This is a genomic window from Brachybacterium sp. GCM10030267 (genome assembly GCF_042666875.1).
In the GTDB taxonomy this organism is placed as follows: Bacteria; Actinomycetota; Actinomycetes; order Actinomycetales; family Dermabacteraceae; genus Brachybacterium.
The window spans coordinates 48,827-64,496 of sequence record NZ_JBHTCX010000006.1; the positions used below are offsets into that span (position 1 = coordinate 48,827).

A 15,670-nucleotide genomic window follows, 5' to 3' on the forward strand; every position below is an offset into this window, starting at 1 on the left:
TCAACCGTTATGAAATCGACGCGGATGACGCCGGTGTGACCTCGAGGTGAATCGGCGGGAAACTCTCCGGCCTGGCCGCGGGTCAGGGCCCGCCGACGAGGTCCCGCCGCACACACGCGCCGGCGAGCACGGAGGCACCGATGCCGATGGCGCGCTCGTCGATCATCAGGTCGCCCATGTGGAGGTCATAGGTGCGCCCGCCGGGGGTCCGCGTGCCCAGCCGGGCGAGCGCCCCCGGGACCTTCTCGAGGTACCAGGCGAAGTCCTCCCCGCCCAGGGACTGGGCGGTGGGATCGAGGTTCTCGCGGCCCAGCACGTCGGCCACGGCCGCGCCGAGCACCATCACGCTGGAGGCGGAGTTGGAGACCGGCGGCACGCCGCGGTCATGGGTCACGCGCGCCTCGACGCCCCAGGGTCGCACCAGGTCGGCGAGCACCGTCTCCAGCAGCTCCTCGGCCCGGTCCCAGGCGTCGTGGTCCAGGCAGCGCAGCGTCCCCTCGAGGGTGCCGTGGCTGGGGATCGCGTTGAAGGCGGAGCCGGCGTGGATGCTGCCCCAGGTGAGGTTCACCCCCGAGCGGGGATCCATGCGGCGGGTCAGAGCGGCCGGCAGCTGGGTGGCGATCGAGCCGAGCGCGTAGACCAGATCCTGGGTGAGGTGCGGCCGGGAGGTGTGGCCGCCGGCGCCGCGCACGTGGATCGTGACCGGGTCGGTGGCCGAGGTGATCGGGCCGGGCTTCAGGCCGATGTGGCCGACGTCGACCCCGGGGTCGCAGTGCAGCGCGAAGATCGAGTCGACCCCCTCCAGGACGCCCTGACCGATCAGCTCGAGCGCTCCGCAGGGATGGCGCTCCTCCGAGGGCTGGAAGATCAGCCGCACCCCGCGGCGCAGAGCGCCCGCCTCGGCGACCCGCACCAGGGCGGTGGCGGCGCCGAGGACGGCGCTGACGTGGACGTCGTGGCCGCAGGCGTGGGAGACGCCCTCGACGGTGGAGCGGTAGGAGACGGTGGACAGCTCCGGGATGCCGAGGGCGTCCATGTCCGCGCGCAGCGCGACGAGCGGGAGATCGGGATCGCTGCCGGGGATGTCGCAGATCGCGCCGGTGCCGCGCATGCGCTGCGGGCTCAGCCCCAGGTCCGACAGCCGCCGGACGACGACATCGGTGGTCCCGTACTCCTGGTGGGACAGCTCGGGGTGGCGGTGGAGATGCCGGCGCACGTCGCGCAGGTCGTCGGCGTGCTCCTGGATCGTCCGGGCGATGAGTCCGTCCGGGCCCAGCACCGAGGGCTGCCGGGCCGTGCCCGCCGCCTGTTCAGACTGCTCCACCTGTACTCCCCTGTTCTGTCAGCGCGGCCTCACCGCAGGTGCCCGAAGCCGTTCTCGCCGAGCCGGCCCACGAGCTGCGCGACGGACTGGGCCTGCTCGTCCGCGAGTACCAGCAGGGCATCCTCGGTGTCGACGATGCTGACGCCCTTGAGCCCGACCAAGGCGATGTGGCGATCTGTCGAACCGTACACGGTCGCCGTGGAGGAGATCGCGTCCACGCTCGCTGCTCCCAGCACCCGGACATCGGAGGCGTCGCCGGCCGGGTCTCCCTCCCCGGCCGGGCCCTCCCCGGGCCCGTCGTGACGCAGCTGCCGGGCCAGGGCCGCGAAGTCGCCGACGTCGTCCCAGTCGAACGGTGCCGGGACCACGGCGACCTTCCCGGCGGCGGCGAGCGGCTCGGCCAGGGCGTGGTCGATCGCGATGCTGGTCATGCGGGGCCACACGTCGGCGAGGACCTTGTCGAACTCCCCCGTCCCGTCGGCGGCGGCGATCTCCCGGGCACCGCGGGCGAGACCGGGGATCTGCGCGGCCAGCTCGTCCAGCAGCACCCGGGCACGCACGACGAACATGCCGGCGTTCCAGAAGAAGCCGCCGGCGGCCAGGAACTGCTCGGCCCGGGCCCCGTCGGGCTTCTCCACGAAGCGGGAGACCGGGTGTGCTCCGGCCGCCTGCAGGGCGGGGTCGGTCGCCGGCCCCTGCTCGATGTACCCGAACCCGGTCGCCGGGCGGGTGGGCTCGATGCCGAGGGTGACCAGGTATCCGAGCTCGGCGGCGCGGCGCGCGGCGGCGACCGTGCGGGCGAAGGCGTCCTGGTCGGTGATGAGGTGATCCGCGGCGAAGGAGCCGAGCACGGCATCGGGCTGCTCCCGCTCCACGAGCGCCGCCGCCAGAGCGATCGCGGGCATGGAGTTCCGCGGATCGGGTTCGGCGACCACGCGCGCGCCGCCCGCGGCCGGCGCGCTCCGCCCGAGCTGCTCGATCTGGCGCGCCACCTCGGTCGCGTGGTCCGCCCCGGTCACGACGATCGGGGCGCGATCGGCCAGCGGCGCGAGCCGCCGCAGGGTCTGCTGCAGCAGCGAGTCGCCGCTGCCGGTCAGGTCGAGCAGGAACTTGGGGCGCGCGTGACGTGAGAGCGGCCACAGTCGCGTTCCGGCTCCGCCGGCCGGGACCACGGGAACGAAGGGAGCCTGGCGCATACGGCCAGCGTATAGCGGTCCGCATCGCGCCCGGGCGAGCGGCCCGCGACGCCGTCGGGCACCCCTGCGGTGCACAGAAAGTGCACGTCATAGTGCTAGGCTGGCCACGCCCCTGTCGGGGGCGATGATGATGTCGCCGTGTCGTGAAACGGTCGCCCTCGCGGGCGCACCGAACTCCGCGCAGGCGGCCCGGGATCCGTTCCCCGCCGCCCACGCGCCGCACCTCCGCGGCCATGCATCCCGCCTCCCGGCGCCGTCCGACGCTTCTGGAGGATCTCCGTGGCATCCGCCCAATCCGGGACGCTCTATCGCGGTCGCGAGGGCATGTGGTCCTGGGTCGCACACCGCATCTCGGGAATGCTCATCTTCCTGTTCCTGCTCGTGCACGTCCTGGACACCGCCCTGGTCAGGGTGTCCCCCGAGGCGTACAACGAGGTGATCGGTCACTACAAGACCGTCGTGTTCGGCCTCGGCGAGGTGGGGCTGGTCGGCGCGATCGTCTTCCACGCGCTCAACGGTCTGCGGATCATCCTCGTGGACTTCTGGGCGAAGGGCACCGCTCACCAGCGCGGCATGTTCTGGGCCGTCGTGGTCCTCTGGGTCGTGCTCATGGCCGGCTTCGTCCCCCGTCACCTCATGCACATGTTCGGAGGCTGATCATGACCACTCCTCCCGCGTCCTCCGCGACCGCCATCCCGGATCCCAGCACCCGCTACCAGCGCACCGGTCAGCGCGGCATCAACTCCGAGATGATGTGGTGGCTGTTCATGCGCGTCTCCGGCGTGCTGCTGGTCATCCTCATCTTCGGCCACCTGTTCGTGAACCTCTGGCTCGGTCTCGGCGTCAAGGGCATCGACTTCGCGTTCGTCGCCGGCAAGTGGACCAACCCGTTCTGGCAGGTCTGGGACCTGCTGATGCTGTGGCTGGGCCTGCTCCACGGCGGCAACGGCGTGCGCACCATCATCAGCGACTACGCGCGCAGCTCGACGCTGCGGCTGACCCTGAAGGGGCTGCTGTACTTCGCGGTCGTCGTCACGCTGATCCTGGGCACGCTGGTGATCTTCACCTTCGATCCGTGCCCCGCCGGTGCTGAGCCGAGCCTGCTGCCCGCCATCTGCGAGGGCTGAGCCCGCGCCCGCCGGCAGCTGACCGGCCCCCGGCCGCGCCACCCTTCTCCTTCGCCGCCCCCGTCACAGAACGTCCCACCCGGTCGACCCCGAAACGGAGCAGTCACCCGACATGCAGACCCATAACTACGACGTGGTGATCGTCGGTGCCGGCGGCGCCGGCATGCGCGCCGCCCTGGAAGCCTCCAAGAGCGCCCGCACCGCCGTCGTCACCAAGCTCTACCCCACGCGTTCCCACACCGGCGCGGCCCAGGGCGGCATGTGCGCCGCCCTCGCCAACGTCGAGGAGGACAACTGGGAGTGGCACACCTACGACACCGTCAAGGGTGGGGACTACCTCGTCGACCAGGACGCCGCCGAGGTCATGGCCAAGGAGGCCATCGACGCGGTGCTGGACCTGGAGAAGATGGGGCTGCCGTTCAACCGCACCCCCGAGGGGAAGATCGACCAGCGCCGCTTCGGCGGCCACACCCGCGAGCACGGCGAGGCCCCGGTGCGCCGCTCCTGCTACGCCGCGGACCGCACCGGCCACATGATCCTCCAGACCCTCTACCAGAACTGCGTGAAGCAGCAGGTGGAGTTCTTCAACGAGTACTACGTCCTGGACGTGCTGATGACGGGCGACCCCCGCACCGACGAGGGCGTGCGCGCCTCCGGCGTGGTCACCTACGAGCTGGCCACCGGCGAGGTCCACGTCTTCCGCGCCAAGTCGGTCGTGTTCGCCTCCGGCGGCTTCGGCAAGGTCTTCAAGACGACCTCGAACGCCCACACGCTCACCGGCGACGGGCCCGCGATGGCCCTGCGCCGCGGCATCCCGCTGGAGGACATGGAGTTCTTCCAGTTCCACCCGACGGGTCTGGCGGGCCTGGGCATCCTGCTCTCCGAGGCCGCCCGCGGCGAGGGCGGCATCCTGCGCAACAGCGAGATGGAGCGCTTCATGGAGCGCTACGCCCCGACTCTGAAGGACCTCGCCCCGCGCGACGTGGTGGCACGGGCGATGGCCAACGAGGTGCGCGAGGGCCGCGGCGCCGGTCCCAACAAGGACTACGTCTACCTCGACCTCACCCACCTCGAGCCCTCGCACATCGACGCGAAGCTCCCCGACATCACCGAGTTCGCCCGCACCTACCTGGGTGTGGAGCCGTACACGGATCCGGTGCCGGTCTTCCCCACCGCGCACTACGGGATGGGCGGGATCCCCACGAACATCCGCGGCGAGGTGCTGCGCAACGCGACCGACGTGGTCCCCGGCCTGTACGCCGCGGGCGAGACGGCCTGCGTCTCTGTCCACGGCGGCAACCGCCTGGGCACCAACTCGCTGCTGGACATCATCGTCTTCGGCCGCCGTGCCGGGATCGCCGCCGCGGAGCACGCCGGCACGGTGGATCTCCCGGAGCTGGCCCCGGACGCCGAGGAGCCCACCCTCGAGCTGATCCAGCGCCTGCGCGACCGGCCGGCCACGGAGGACCGCGTCGCCGACATCCGCCGGGAGCTGCAGGAGACCATGGACGCCAATGTCCAGGTCTTCCGCACCGACGAGACCTGCCGGAAGGCGCTCGCGGACATCGCCGCCCTGAAGAAGCGCTACGAGACCGTGGCCATCCAGGACAAGGGCAAGCGCTACAACCTGGACCTCATGGAAGCCGTCGAGCTGGGGTACCTGCTGGATCTCGCGGAGGTCGTGGCCCTGGGCGCCCTGCACCGCAAGGAGTCCCGCGGGGGCCACTTCCGCGAGGACCACGACACCCGCGACGACGTCAACTTCCTCGAGCACACGATGGCCTACCGCACCCTGCCGGGTGAGGAGGGGTCCGAGGGCAGCACGGTGCGCCTGGGCACCAAACCCGTCGTGATCACCCGTTACGAGCCGAAGGAGCGCACGTTCTGATGACTGCTGTCGCCGAGAAGCCTCAGGCCGAGGAGATCCCGACGTTCGAGGTGACCCTGCGCATCGCGCGCTACACCCCGGAGGACGACAAGGGCGAGCACTGGGAGAACTTCACCGTCACCATGCAGGGCACGGACCGCGTCCTGGACGCCCTGCACGAGATCAAGTGGCATGTGGACGGCTCCCTGAGCTTCCGCCGTTCCTGCGCGCATGGTGTGTGCGGGTCCGACGCGATGCGGATCAACGGCCGCAACCGCCTGGCGTGCAAGACGCTGCTGAAGGACCTCGATCTGAACAAGCCCGTCACCGTCGAGCCCATCAAGGGGCTGCCGGTGGAGAAGGACCTCATCGTGGACATGGAGCCGTTCTTCGACTCCTACAAGGAGGTCATGCCGTTCCTGGTCGCCGGTGGCCAGGAGCCCAGCCGCGAGCGGCTGCAGTCCGCCGAGCAGCGGGAGCGCTTCGACGACACCACCAAGTGCATCCTGTGCGCGGCGTGCACGTCCTCGTGCCCGGTGTTCTGGACGGACGGGCAGTACTTCGGCCCGGCCGCGATCGTCAACGCCCACCGGTTCATCTTCGACTCCCGCGACGACGCCGGCGAGCAGCGCCTGGAGATCCTCAACTCCAAGGAGGGCGTGTGGCGCTGCCGCACCACCTTCAACTGCTCGGAGGCGTGCCCGCGCGGCATCCAGGTGACCAAGGCGATCGCCGAGGTGAAGCAGGCCGTGATCCGCGGCCGCGTCTGAGCCGTCGGCTCCCGGTCGCCTCCGCGGCGACCTCGCCGCGCCACGCCGAAGCGCCCCACCCGGGGGAGATCTCCCGGTGGGGCGCTTTTCGGCCGTCAGGGGCGGACTCAGGAGTAGGAGATCACCAAGGGCGCGTGGTCGCTCCAGCGGGTGTCGTAGCTCGGAGCGCGGTCGACCTGCGCGGAGGTGGCGCGCGCGGCGAGGTCGGGCGTGGCCAGCTGGTAGTCGATCCTCCAGCCGGCGTCGTTGTCGAACGCCTTCCCGCGCTGCGACCACCAGGTGTACGGCCCCGGGCCATCGCCGTGGACCCGGCGGTGCACATCGACCCAGTCCAGCTCCGTGGTGAGCCGGTCGAGGTAGGCGCGCTCCTCGGGCAGGAACCCGGCGGACTTGAGATTGCCCTTCCAGTTCTTGATGTCCCACTCGGTGTGGGCGATGTTGATGTCCCCGGTGAGCACGACGTGGCGGCCGTCGGCCCGCAGCGCGGCCAGGCGCTCCATCATCACGTCGAGGAAGGCGTACTTGTCGGCCATCGTCTGCGGCTTCTCGACGTTGCCCGAGTGCATGTAGCAGGAGATGACCGTGAGGTCCTTGCCGTCGCCCAGGGGGTCCTCGAGGTCGGCCTCGAGCCAGCGCCCCGTGTGCGTCGGCTCGGTGAGCCCGGGCAGGCCCGGACGGACGGCCTCGAGATCGATCGTCGACAACGAGGTGCGAGCTGCGATGGCGACGCCGGCGCGGCCCTTGAGCTCCGAGGCCTCCCCGATCACGCTCCAGTCCTCCCCCACCAGGCCTGCCAGCAGCTCGCCGGGAGCGCGCACCTCCTGCAGGGTGATGACGTCGGCCGTGGTGGCGGCCAGCCAGTCCGTCATGCCCTTGCGCGCCGCGGCGCGCAGACCGTTGACGTTGACGGTGGCGATGGTCAGGCTCATGCGGTCTCCTCGATCCCGGCGGCTCGCTCAGCCGCCTCGACGACGTTCTTCAGCAGCAGCGCACGGGTCATGGGGCCGACGCCGCCGGGATTGGGGCTGAGCCAGCCGGCGACCTCGGCCGCGGCCGGGTCGACGTCGCCGACCAGCTTCGCCTTCCCACCTGCCGGGTCCTCGCGCCTCGAGACGCCGACGTCGAGCACCACGGCATCGTGCTTGATGTCCTCGGGGCCGACGAGATGGGCGGAACCGGCGGCGGCGACGATCACGTCGGCCCGCCGCAGGTGAGCGGAGAGATCCTGGGTGCCGGTGTGGCACAGGGTCACGGTCGCGTTGTACTGGCGGCGGGTCAGCAGCGCGCCGATCGAGCGGCCGACGGTGACGCCGCGGCCGACGACGACCACGTCCTTGCCGCGCAGATCGATGCCGTAGTGCTCGACGAGCTCGATGACGGCCCGCGGGGTGCAGGGCAGCGGGGTGTGGATCGGGGTGTAGGCGTTCAGCACCAGGCGGCCGAGGTTCATGGGATGCAGACCGTCGGCGTCCTTGGCAGGATCGATCCGCTCGAGGATCGCGTCGGTGTCGATCTGCTCCGGCAGGGGGAGCTGGACGATGTACCCCGTGCAGGCCGGGTCCTCGTTGAGCTCGTCGACGATCGCCTCCACCTCGGCCTGGGTGGCGTCGGCGGGCAGCTGCTTCTGGATCGAGTGCAGGCCGATCTGCTCGCTGTCGCGGTGCTTGCCGCGCACGTAAGCGGCGCTGCCCGGGTCATCGCCCACCAGGACCGTGGCCAGGCCGGGTCGCTGATGCCCGGCCTCGACGAGCCGCGCCACGCGGCCTGTGAGCTCCTCCTTGATCGCCGTCGCTGTGGCTTTGCCGTCGAGGGTCTGCGCCGTCATGGGGAGCTCCTTGGTCGGTTCTCTCGCGGGATGATGATCAGTACTGCTGGAGATCGGCGTACAGCGGCTTCGCATCGGCCAGGGCGCCGGTGCGCCGGCGCAGGGAGTCGATGTCCGCGCCGCCGGTCAGCGCCAGGGCGATGACGTCGGCGACCTCCGAGAACTCCTCGGCGCCGAACCCTCGGGTGGCCAGGGCCGGGGTGCCGATGCGCAGGCCGGAGGTCACCCGCGGCGGACGCGGGTCGTTGGGCACGGCGTTGCGGTTGACGGTGATCCCGACTTCGTGGAGGCGGTCCTCCGCCTGCTGACCGTCGAGCTCGCTCTGGGTCAGGTCGACGAGCACGAGATGCACGTCGGTGCCGCCGGAGAGCACGTTGACGCCGGATTCGCGGGTATCGGCGGCCTGGAGGCGGTCGGCGATCAGCCGTGCCCCCTCCAGGGTGCGGCGCTGGCGATCGACGAACTCGTCGGAGGCGGCGACCTTCAGCGCGACCGCCTTCGCGGCGATGACGTGCATGAGCGGCCCGCCCTGCTGGCCGGGGAACACGGCGGAGTCGATCTTCTTGGCCCACTGCTCGGTGGACAGGATCATGCCGGAGCGGGGCCCGCCGATGGTCTTGTGGATCGTGGTCGAGACGACGTCGGCGTAGGGCACGGGGCTGGGATGCAGCCCCGCGGCGACCAGTCCGGCGAAGTGGGCCATGTCGACCCAGAGGGCGGCACCGACCTCGTCCGCGATCGAGCGGAAGGCGGCGAAGTCCAGCTGGCGCGGGTAGGCGGACCAGCCGGCGACGATCACCTTGGGCTGCTCGGCGAGGGCGAGCTCACGGACCCGGTCCATGTCGATGCGCCCGGTAGCCGGATCCACCTCGTAGGCGACGATGTCGTAGAGGCGGCCGGAGAAGTTGATCTTCATCCCGTGGGTGAGGTGACCGCCGTGGGCGAGGGAGAGCCCCATCAGCTTGTCGCCCGGCCGGGCGAGAGCATGCATGACCGCCGCGTTCGCGGTGGCACCCGAGTGGGGCTGGACGTTGGCGTGCTCGGCGCCGAAGAGCGCCTTCGCCCTCTCGATCGCGATCTGCTCGGCGACGTCGACCTCTTCGCAGCCGCCGTAGTAGCGCCGGCCCGGGTACCCCTCGGCGTACTTGTTGGTCAGCACCGAACCCTGGGCCTGCAGCACCGCCCGCGGCACGAAGTTCTCGCTGGCGATCATCTCGAGCGTGCGCTGCTGACGGCCGAGCTCGCGATCGAGGACCTGGGCGATGTCCGGGTCGAGCTCGGCGAGGGACTGGTCGAGGGCGTTCACAGGGCCTCCTGCAAGGTCGGGGTCGGGCGGCACGGCGACCGCGCCCCCATCCTAAGAGCTGGGGCCGATACCCGACGCCACGCCCGGGGAGCGGGCGCCCGCCGCGGGCGAGCATGGGCGACCGGGTGGCCCTGCTGGTCCCCCGGAACAGCAGGGCCTGGTCCGCGCTCCGCCCCTGGCGAAGGATCGTGGTCATGACAACACCGCACCTGACCACCACAGGCCACCTCGGCACCCTCCCCGTCTCCCGCATCGGCTTCGGCGCCATGCAGCTCGCCGGCCCCGGCGTGTTCGGACCGCCCGCGGACCCGGAACGCTCGCGCGCCGTGCTGCGGCGAGCCGTCGAGCTCGGCGTGGACCATCTCGACACCGCCCAGTTCTACGGGCCCGACGTCGTCAACGACCTGATCCGCGAGGCGCTGCACCCCTACCCCGACCACCTGCGCCTTGTCACCAAGATCGGTGCCGAGCGGGACGAGCAGGGCGCCTGGCTGCCCGCCGGCCGGCCGGAGCAGCTCGTCGAGCAGGTCGAGCAGAACCTGCGCAGCCTGCGGGTCGACCGGATGGACATGGTCAACCTCCGACGGTTCGACCTCGACGCCCCGGAGCTCGACCAGCCCGCTCTCGAGGACCAGCTGGAGGTTCTGGTGCGCCTGCGGGACCAGGGCACGATCGCGCAGATCGGGATCTCCAGCGTCGGCGCCGAGGTCGTGCAGCGCGCGGTGGAGACCGCCGGGGTCGTCTCGGTGCAGAACCCGTACTCGATCCTGGACCGTTCCGGCCAGGACAGCCTCGAGGCCGCCCGGGAGCTGGATCTCGCCTTCGTGCCGTACTTCCCGCTGGGCTCGGCATTCACGGGCGGGCCGGCGAAGATCGCCGCGGAACCGCGTCTCGCCGCCGTCGCCGCCAAGCACGGGGCGAGGCCGGCGCAGGTGGCGCTCGCGTGGCTGCTGGCCTCGTACGAGAACATGCTCCTGATCCCCGGCACCAGCTCCGTCACTCACCTGGAGGAGAACCTCGCCGTGGGGAGCATCGCCCTCGACGCCGAGGACATGGCCACCCTGGAGGAGGTGGAGCAGGCACCGGCGGGGCACTGAGGACCTGGGCCTCCGAGCACGAGAGGTCAGTGGGCGGCGACCAGGGGCGTGATGGCTCCGGCGCCGCCCGCCGTCGTCCCGAGCCGGGCCAGTGCCTCGGCGTCCTCGCTGCCCGGGGCGGCCGAGTAGACGATCAGCTTCACGTCCGAGCCCGGGACGCTCAGGACGTCACAGTCCAGATCGACCTGACCGATCACGTCGTGGACCAGTCGTTTGCGCATGCTGCGGTGCGCGGTGGCCCGGCCGTCGTCCCACAGCCGCCGGAAACGCTCGCTGCCGTCCCGCAGGCGCTTCACGACAGTGGTGAAGCGCGGATCCTCCCCGTACTCGGCGGCGGAGCGGCGCAGGTCCGCCACCAGAGCCTCCTCCAGCGCCTCGTGGTCCTCGTGCCGGGCCGGGGTCGGGCCGCCTCCGCGCCCGAGGAAGGTGGCCACAGCGAGGTTCAGAGGCTCTGCGTCGGCCTCCATCACACCGGCGAACAGTGCTGTCCACGCGGGGGTCGAGCGCAGCATGGTCCAGTCGGCCGCGAAGGCGGCCAGGGGAAGATCCGCCATCCGTTCGATCATCCGCTCGATGCCCGGGGGAACGCGCTCGTCCATCCGGCCCCCGCCCGGCGGCAGCAGGTTCGCACTGCGGAACAGCACCGCGGTCTCGTCCTCGTCCAGCTGCAGGGCCCGCGCGAGGGAGTCGACGACCTGCCCCGAGGGCGCCGAGGCGCGTCCCTGTTCGAGGCGGGTGAGGTAGTCGACGCTCACCCCGGCCAGCAGTGCGAGCTCCTCGCGGCGCAGCCCCGCCGTGCGTCGCGCCCCGCTCGAGGCGATCCCGGCGGCCGCAGGAGACAGGCGCTCGCGCCAGGTGCGGATCAGGGCGCCGAGGGAATGGATCGCAGCAGTCATGCTCTCCATTGTGCGCCGGTACCGGGCAGCCGGGAACGGGTCAGAGGTCGACGCCCAGGCGCACCGGCTCCGGCACCAGCTGGATCCCGAACGCGTCGCGGACCCGGCTCTGGACGTCCCAGGCGAGCTCGACCACGTCGTCGCTGGTGGCGCCGCCGCGGTTGGTCAGGGCGAGTGAGTGCTTCGTGGAGACGGCGGCGCGCTCCCCCACGGCATGTCCCCGCTCGATGCCCGCATGGCTGATCAGCCAGGCGGCGCTGGTCTTGATGCGCCCCTGGCCCGCGGCGAAGCGCGGAGCGTCCTCGGGAAGCAGGTCGGCCTGTGCGACGTCGAGGATCGGGTTGGTGAAGAAGCTGCCGGCGCTCCAGGTGTCGTGATCCTCCGCGTCCAGCACCATCCCCTTGGCGCCACGGATGCGCAGGACGGCCTCGCGGACCTCGTGCATGGGCGCCCGCTCCCCCACCTGCACGCCGAGCGTCTCGGCGAGCTGGGCGTAGCGGATCGGGGCGGAGAGGCGGCCGACGGTGTGCTGGAACGCCACCGAGAGCACGACGTAGCGTCCGGTGGTCGACGGGACCGGGCCGGCATATCGGGTGCGCTTGAAGACGCTGTCGCGGTAGGAGAAGTCGCAGTCCGCCGCGAAGAACGTGCGCACCGCGTTCTGCTCGCGGTCCCAGGTGCGCACCCGGGAGATCGTCGAGGCGACCTCCTGCCCGTAGGCGCCGACGTTCTGGATGGGGGTGGCGCCGACGGTGCCCGGGATGCCGGAGAGGGATTCGATGCCGACCATCTCGCGCGCGATCGCGTACTGGACGGCACGATCCCAGCGCACCCCGGCGAAGTGCTCCGCGATAACGCCCCCGCAGCTGGGATCCAGCGGCGTGAGCTCGGCGGGGTCCACGGCCACCCCGTCGGGCTCTCCGGAGGCGGGGATCTCGCAGGTCGCATCCAGCAGCGGAGGCTCCTGCGGGTCGCGCAGCAGCACCACGGTGCCGTCGAACAGTTCGTCGGAGGCGACCAGGTTCGAGCCGCCTCCGAGGACCAGGAGCTGCTCGCCGGCCTCGTCGGCGGCGCGGACGGCCTCGATCACCTCGTCGGCCGTGCGGGCCTCGACCAGGGTGCGGATCCGCCCGCCGATGCGGAGGGTGGTGAGATCGGAGAGCCTCATGCGGAGGCCGGTTCCGTGACGGCGGGCGCGAGAACGACGGTGGCGCGGGCCCGGCCGAGCACCTTGGTGCCCTCGACCTGGGCGGTCAGGTCCACCCGCGCGGTGCCGGCGCTCTCGTCGACCGCGCCGACGACGGCGAGGACCTCGAGCGTCACGGATCCGGTGGCGGGCACCGGGATGGGGTTGGTGAAGCGCACCGAGTACTCACGCACGGCCGTGGGATCGCCGAGGGCGTCGACCAGCCCGGTGATGGCGGTGCCCATGGTGAGCATGCCGTGGGCGATGACATCTGGCAGGCCGGCGGCGGCGGCCACCGCGTCGTTGTAGTGGATGGGGTTGAAGTCGCCGGAGGCCCCGGCGTAGCGCACGAGGGTGTCGCGGGTGATCTCGTGCTGCGTGCGCGCGAGCTCCTGCCCGACGGCGAGGTCGGCGGGGGTGAGCGGGGAGGCGGGGGTTGCAGTCATGTCTGCTCCTGGGATCCGGGGCCGGTGCGCCGGCGCGCGGGGTGCGCCGGGACGGCCGGGTGGGACGGGCGTCGGGTCGGGGTGCCGGGGCGTCGCGCCGCGGTCAGTCCCCGCGGACCACGATCATGCTGCGCACGGCGGCTACGTCGGCTCCGTCCTCATCGGCCATGTCCACGCGCGTCGTGACCATGGCATGCCCGCCGGCGGCGCGCACCGACTCCACGGTCAGAGTGGGCACCAGACGGTCGCCGGCGACGACGGGACGGTGCAGCGTGAAGGACTCCTCGCCGTGGACCACTCGGGAGAAGTCGATGCCGGCGGCCGGGTCCTGGATGTACTGCGCCTCGGTGGCCTGGGCGAGGGAGACCAGGAATGTGGGCGGGGCGATCACGTCGGCGTGACCGGCCGCGCGGGCCGCCTCGGCGTCGGTGTGCAGGGCAGAGGTCGCGCCGGTGGCACGAGCGAACTCGGCGATCTTCGCGGCCGAGACGGTGTGCACCGGCCCCGGCGGGTAGCTGCGGCCCGCGAAGGCGGGATCGGGGGTCGTCGTCATGTCATCTCCCGAGGAGGGCTCGGCCTGGGCGGCCGACGGATGCTGTCGGATCCGATGATCTCATCGTCGCCGGCCCGGAGCAGACTCACCGCAGACTGACTCAGACGCACGAAAGGCCACCCGGGACAATGCCCGTGTGGCCTTTGGTGATGTGCTCGTCCCGCTCAGCGGGTCTCGCGGTGAGCCGTCTGCTTGCCGCAGGTCGGGCAGAACTTCGAGAGCTCCAGCCGATCCGGCGTGTTGCGACGGTTCTTCTTGGTGATGTAGTTGCGCGCCTTGCAATCAACACATGCCATGGTGATCTTGGGACGCACGTCAGAGGTCTTGCTCGCCACGGTTCGCCTCTTTCCGTCCGGGTGACGCGCCCCGCGGCGCGCCTCGTGGGTCCCCGTACTGGGGGATGTGGATCATGCACTCCGGTATGGACCGGCGTGGTACCGAGGGCGGGGATCGAACCCGCGACCTCACGATTATGAGTCGTGCGCTCTGACCGTCTGAGCTACCCCGGCCTGACCGATGAAACGGCCCGATCTCGAACGAGAACGGGCCGCCGCATCCATCAGAGCCCTGAAAGGGAATCGAACCCTTGACCTTCTCCTTACCATGGAGATGCTCTACCGACTGAGCTATCAGGGCAACCCGGAGGACTCTACCCAACTCCTCGCCGTGACGGCAATTCGTCGGGAAGCCCCGGTGCTTCGGGTCACAAGGACCTTCCGCAGTGGCAGGTGAGGGATTCGAACCCACGAAGGCAATGCCAGCTGATTTACAGTCAGCTCCCTTTGGCCGCTCGGGTAACCTGCCGGAGAACCTCGCCTCCGGTGCCCGCCGGCCGAGGCCGGAGGTCCCATCAGCGAAGCGGACCTGGAACAGCATACCGGTGCACGCTCGGCGGTGCGAACCCGTAGGCGCTCTGGCGTGCATGAAGATGGTCACAGGGACCCTCCGGCGCTCCCCCGCAGGGGTGCGGCAGGCTCGGAGCCGCACACTCCGCGGCCGTGCCCCGCCCCTCGTGCACGGGCCGTCGCACCGGAGAACATCGACCGGCCGCCCTCACGGCGGCCGCACCAGGAAGGATTCACCGTGGCAGATTCATCGTTCGACATCGTCAGCAAGCTCGACCGCCAGGAGGTCGACAACGCGGTCAACCAGGCCGTCAAGGAGGTCGGGCAGCGCTACGACTTCCGCAACACCGATGCCTCCATCAGCTTCAGCGGGGACGAGATCGCGATGAGCGCGAACGCGGAGGAGCGAGTCCTCGCGGTGCTCGACGTGCTCCAGACCAAGCTCATCCGTCGCGGCATCTCGCTGAAGGCGCTGGATGTCGGCGAGCCCAAGCAGTCCGGCAAGGAGGTGCGGCTCAGTGCGGCTCTGAAGGAGGGCATCAGCACCGAGGACGCCAAGAAGATCTCCAAGCTCATCCGGGACGAGGGCCCCAAGAGCGTCAAGGCACGGATCGAGGGCGATGAGCTGCGGGTCTCGTCCAAGAGCCGCGACGACCTGCAGTCGGTCATCGCCATGCTCAAGGGCAAGGACCTCGACGTCGCGCTCCAGTTCGTCAACTTCCGCTGAACCGCCTCCGGGGGCACAGTCGGCCGGCGTAGGCGCCGCTGCGTGTCTCGGACCCGTGCCCGGGTGGCCCGTGCCGCCGGTGCCGGGGGTCGACGAGTGGGCGCCGGCAGGAGCAGACAGCACACGAGCAGACAGAGAAGGGTCCCGCTCCCCCTGTGGGAGAGCGGGACCCTTCGGCGCAGAACGGACGAACCGCGGATGCAGGATCAGTTCTGGTTCGAGGTCGTGTCCTGCTCGTCAGCGTGCCTGTTCAGCTCATCCTGCTTGGCTTTGAACGCCTCGACGAGCTGATTGACCGGACCGGAGAGGAAGGAGTTCCACTCATCCCGGTACGCGTCGTAGTCGGGACCGACCCACTCCACCGAGTTCACGAGCGTCGTGGCCGTATCGATCGCCTCGAGGACCTGCCCACCGGCATCGTGGATTGCATTCGCAACCTCGCGGCCCTGTTCCGGATCCATTCCCTTGAAAGCCATGGTGCTACCCCTTTTCCGTCGTCAGAACT

The 15,670-nt window shown here is 70.8% G+C and carries 17 protein-coding genes and 3 tRNA genes; 6 read left to right on the forward strand and 14 right to left on the reverse strand.

The features are described from left to right. Positions 1–82 precede the first annotated feature (82 nt). The gene (locus tag ACFQS2_RS05045) at positions 83–1,324 is read right to left on the reverse strand and encodes a M20 family metallopeptidase (RefSeq protein WP_377792917.1); all 1,242 of its coding nucleotides are present in this window, start codon (positions 1,322–1,324) and stop codon (positions 83–85) included. Between the two features lie 29 nt (positions 1,325–1,353). Further along, the gene (locus tag ACFQS2_RS05050; RefSeq protein ID WP_377792918.1) at positions 1,354–2,520 is read right to left on the reverse strand and encodes a mannose-1-phosphate guanylyltransferase; all 1,167 of its coding nucleotides are present in this window, start codon (positions 2,518–2,520) and stop codon (positions 1,354–1,356) included. Positions 2,521–2,799: 279 nt separating this feature from the next. Here ACFQS2_RS05050 and sdhC point away from each other — a divergent pair, with 279 nt between their 5' ends. The 4 genes from sdhC (at position 2,800) to ACFQS2_RS05070 (ending at position 6,284) form a co-directional block, all read left to right on the forward strand. Next, complete coding sequence (sdhC, locus tag ACFQS2_RS05055; protein ID WP_377019869.1) at positions 2,800–3,177, forward strand: succinate dehydrogenase, cytochrome b556 subunit; 378 nt, start codon at positions 2,800–2,802, stop codon at positions 3,175–3,177. A gap of 2 nt (positions 3,178–3,179) precedes the next feature. Further along, a complete protein-coding gene (gene sdhD, locus ACFQS2_RS05060) occupies positions 3,180–3,647 on the forward strand; it encodes a succinate dehydrogenase, hydrophobic membrane anchor protein (protein WP_377019870.1) in 468 nt (155 codons plus the stop codon). Between the two features lie 112 nt (positions 3,648–3,759). Next, a complete protein-coding gene (gene sdhA / locus ACFQS2_RS05065; RefSeq protein WP_377792919.1) occupies positions 3,760–5,535 on the forward strand; it encodes a succinate dehydrogenase flavoprotein subunit in 1,776 nt (591 codons plus the stop codon). Continuing rightward, complete coding sequence (locus ACFQS2_RS05070) at positions 5,535–6,284, forward strand: succinate dehydrogenase iron-sulfur subunit (RefSeq protein WP_377792920.1); 750 nt, start codon at positions 5,535–5,537, stop codon at positions 6,282–6,284. The genes sdhA and ACFQS2_RS05070 overlap by 1 nt, the downstream gene beginning before the upstream one ends. Before the next feature lie 107 nt (positions 6,285–6,391). Here the strand turns inward: ACFQS2_RS05070 and ACFQS2_RS05075 are convergent, their stop codons facing one another. From ACFQS2_RS05075 to glyA, 3 genes are read right to left on the reverse strand one after another with little or no spacing between them, the layout of a single operon-like run. Beyond that, positions 6,392–7,213: an exodeoxyribonuclease III gene (locus tag ACFQS2_RS05075; RefSeq protein ID WP_377792921.1), complete on the reverse strand. Its 822-nt coding sequence runs from the start codon at positions 7,211–7,213 to the stop codon at positions 6,392–6,394. Continuing rightward, a complete protein-coding gene (locus ACFQS2_RS05080) occupies positions 7,210–8,109 on the reverse strand; it encodes a bifunctional methylenetetrahydrofolate dehydrogenase/methenyltetrahydrofolate cyclohydrolase (protein ID WP_377792922.1) in 900 nt (299 codons plus the stop codon). Before ACFQS2_RS05080 ends, ACFQS2_RS05075 begins: the two co-directional genes overlap by 4 nt. A 37-nt stretch (positions 8,110–8,146) precedes the next feature. Continuing rightward, entirely contained in the window at positions 8,147–9,415 is a 1,269-nt protein-coding gene (gene glyA, locus ACFQS2_RS05085) for a serine hydroxymethyltransferase (RefSeq protein ID WP_377019876.1), read from the reverse strand. A gap of 194 nt (positions 9,416–9,609) precedes the next feature. Here glyA and ACFQS2_RS05090 point away from each other — a divergent pair, with 194 nt between their 5' ends. Beyond that, complete coding sequence (locus ACFQS2_RS05090) at positions 9,610–10,512, forward strand: oxidoreductase (RefSeq protein ID WP_377792923.1); 903 nt, start codon at positions 9,610–9,612, stop codon at positions 10,510–10,512. Between the two features lie 26 nt (positions 10,513–10,538). On the opposite strand, the gene ACFQS2_RS05095 is transcribed toward ACFQS2_RS05090, so the two are convergent. The 8 genes from ACFQS2_RS05095 to ACFQS2_RS05130 all read right to left on the reverse strand — a co-directional run bounded on the left by ACFQS2_RS05095 (position 10,539) and on the right by ACFQS2_RS05130 (position 14,397). Continuing rightward, on the reverse strand, positions 10,539–11,408 hold the full coding sequence (locus tag ACFQS2_RS05095; protein ID WP_377792924.1) for a helix-turn-helix transcriptional regulator: 870 nt from the start codon (positions 11,406–11,408) through the stop codon (positions 10,539–10,541). A 40-nt stretch (positions 11,409–11,448) separates the two neighbouring features. Then, entirely contained in the window at positions 11,449–12,576 is a 1,128-nt protein-coding gene (locus ACFQS2_RS05100) for a UDP-N-acetylmuramate dehydrogenase (RefSeq protein WP_377792926.1), read from the reverse strand. Beyond that, on the reverse strand, positions 12,573–13,040 hold the full coding sequence (locus ACFQS2_RS05105) for a MaoC/PaaZ C-terminal domain-containing protein (protein WP_377792927.1): 468 nt from the start codon (positions 13,038–13,040) through the stop codon (positions 12,573–12,575). The genes ACFQS2_RS05100 and ACFQS2_RS05105 overlap by 4 nt, the downstream gene beginning before the upstream one ends. Before the next feature lie 103 nt (positions 13,041–13,143). Next, entirely contained in the window at positions 13,144–13,593 is a 450-nt protein-coding gene (locus ACFQS2_RS05110) for a MaoC family dehydratase (protein ID WP_377019881.1), read from the reverse strand. A gap of 164 nt (positions 13,594–13,757) precedes the next feature. Then, complete coding sequence (gene rpmG, locus ACFQS2_RS05115) at positions 13,758–13,928, reverse strand: 50S ribosomal protein L33 (RefSeq protein WP_114855632.1); 171 nt, start codon at positions 13,926–13,928, stop codon at positions 13,758–13,760. Between the two features lie 97 nt (positions 13,929–14,025). Continuing rightward, positions 14,026–14,102: transfer RNA gene (locus tag ACFQS2_RS05120), tRNA-Met, on the reverse strand. Positions 14,103–14,156: 54 nt separating this feature from the next. Beyond that, positions 14,157–14,229: transfer RNA gene (locus tag ACFQS2_RS05125), tRNA-Thr, on the reverse strand. 86 nt (positions 14,230–14,315) lie between these two features. Continuing rightward, a tRNA-Tyr gene (locus ACFQS2_RS05130) sits at positions 14,316–14,397 on the reverse strand. Positions 14,398–14,676: 279 nt separating this feature from the next. Between ACFQS2_RS05130 and ACFQS2_RS05135 the strand changes: the two genes are divergently transcribed. After that, on the forward strand, positions 14,677–15,165 hold the full coding sequence (locus ACFQS2_RS05135; protein WP_377019882.1) for a YajQ family cyclic di-GMP-binding protein: 489 nt from the start codon (positions 14,677–14,679) through the stop codon (positions 15,163–15,165). Between the two features lie 206 nt (positions 15,166–15,371). Here the strand turns inward: ACFQS2_RS05135 and ACFQS2_RS05140 are convergent, their stop codons facing one another. Then, positions 15,372–15,641 carry a hypothetical protein gene (locus ACFQS2_RS05140; protein WP_377792928.1) on the reverse strand — a complete coding sequence of 90 codons (270 nt, stop codon included), beginning with the start codon at positions 15,639–15,641 and terminating at the stop codon, positions 15,372–15,374. Positions 15,642–15,670 lie beyond the last annotated feature (29 nt).

Excerpts from the sequence above, each read along its gene's own strand:
- sdhA (WP_377792919.1), top strand. The coding sequence starts at position 3,760 with ATGCAGACCCATAACTACGACGTGGTGATCGTCGGTGCCGGCGGCGCC.
- ACFQS2_RS05105 (WP_377792927.1), bottom strand. The coding sequence starts at position 13,040 with ATGACTGCAACCCCCGCCTCCCCGCTCACCCCCGCCGACCTCGCCGTC.
- ACFQS2_RS05100 (WP_377792926.1), bottom strand. The coding sequence starts at position 12,576 with ATGAGGCTCTCCGATCTCACCACCCTCCGCATCGGCGGGCGGATCCGC.
- ACFQS2_RS05080 (WP_377792922.1), bottom strand. The coding sequence starts at position 8,109 with ATGACGGCGCAGACCCTCGACGGCAAAGCCACAGCGACGGCGATCAAG.
- sdhD (WP_377019870.1), top strand. The coding sequence starts at position 3,180 with ATGACCACTCCTCCCGCGTCCTCCGCGACCGCCATCCCGGATCCCAGC.
- ACFQS2_RS05095 (WP_377792924.1), bottom strand. The coding sequence starts at position 11,408 with ATGACTGCTGCGATCCATTCCCTCGGCGCCCTGATCCGCACCTGGCGC.
- ACFQS2_RS05075 (WP_377792921.1), bottom strand. The coding sequence starts at position 7,213 with ATGAGCCTGACCATCGCCACCGTCAACGTCAACGGTCTGCGCGCCGCG.
- ACFQS2_RS05090 (WP_377792923.1), top strand. The coding sequence starts at position 9,610 with ATGACAACACCGCACCTGACCACCACAGGCCACCTCGGCACCCTCCCC.
- ACFQS2_RS05110 (WP_377019881.1), bottom strand. The coding sequence starts at position 13,593 with ATGACGACGACCCCCGATCCCGCCTTCGCGGGCCGCAGCTACCCGCCG.
- ACFQS2_RS05070 (WP_377792920.1), top strand. The coding sequence starts at position 5,535 with ATGACTGCTGTCGCCGAGAAGCCTCAGGCCGAGGAGATCCCGACGTTC.
- ACFQS2_RS05140 (WP_377792928.1), bottom strand. The coding sequence starts at position 15,641 with ATGGCTTTCAAGGGAATGGATCCGGAACAGGGCCGCGAGGTTGCGAAT.
- ACFQS2_RS05050 (WP_377792918.1), bottom strand. The coding sequence starts at position 2,520 with ATGCGCCAGGCTCCCTTCGTTCCCGTGGTCCCGGCCGGCGGAGCCGGA.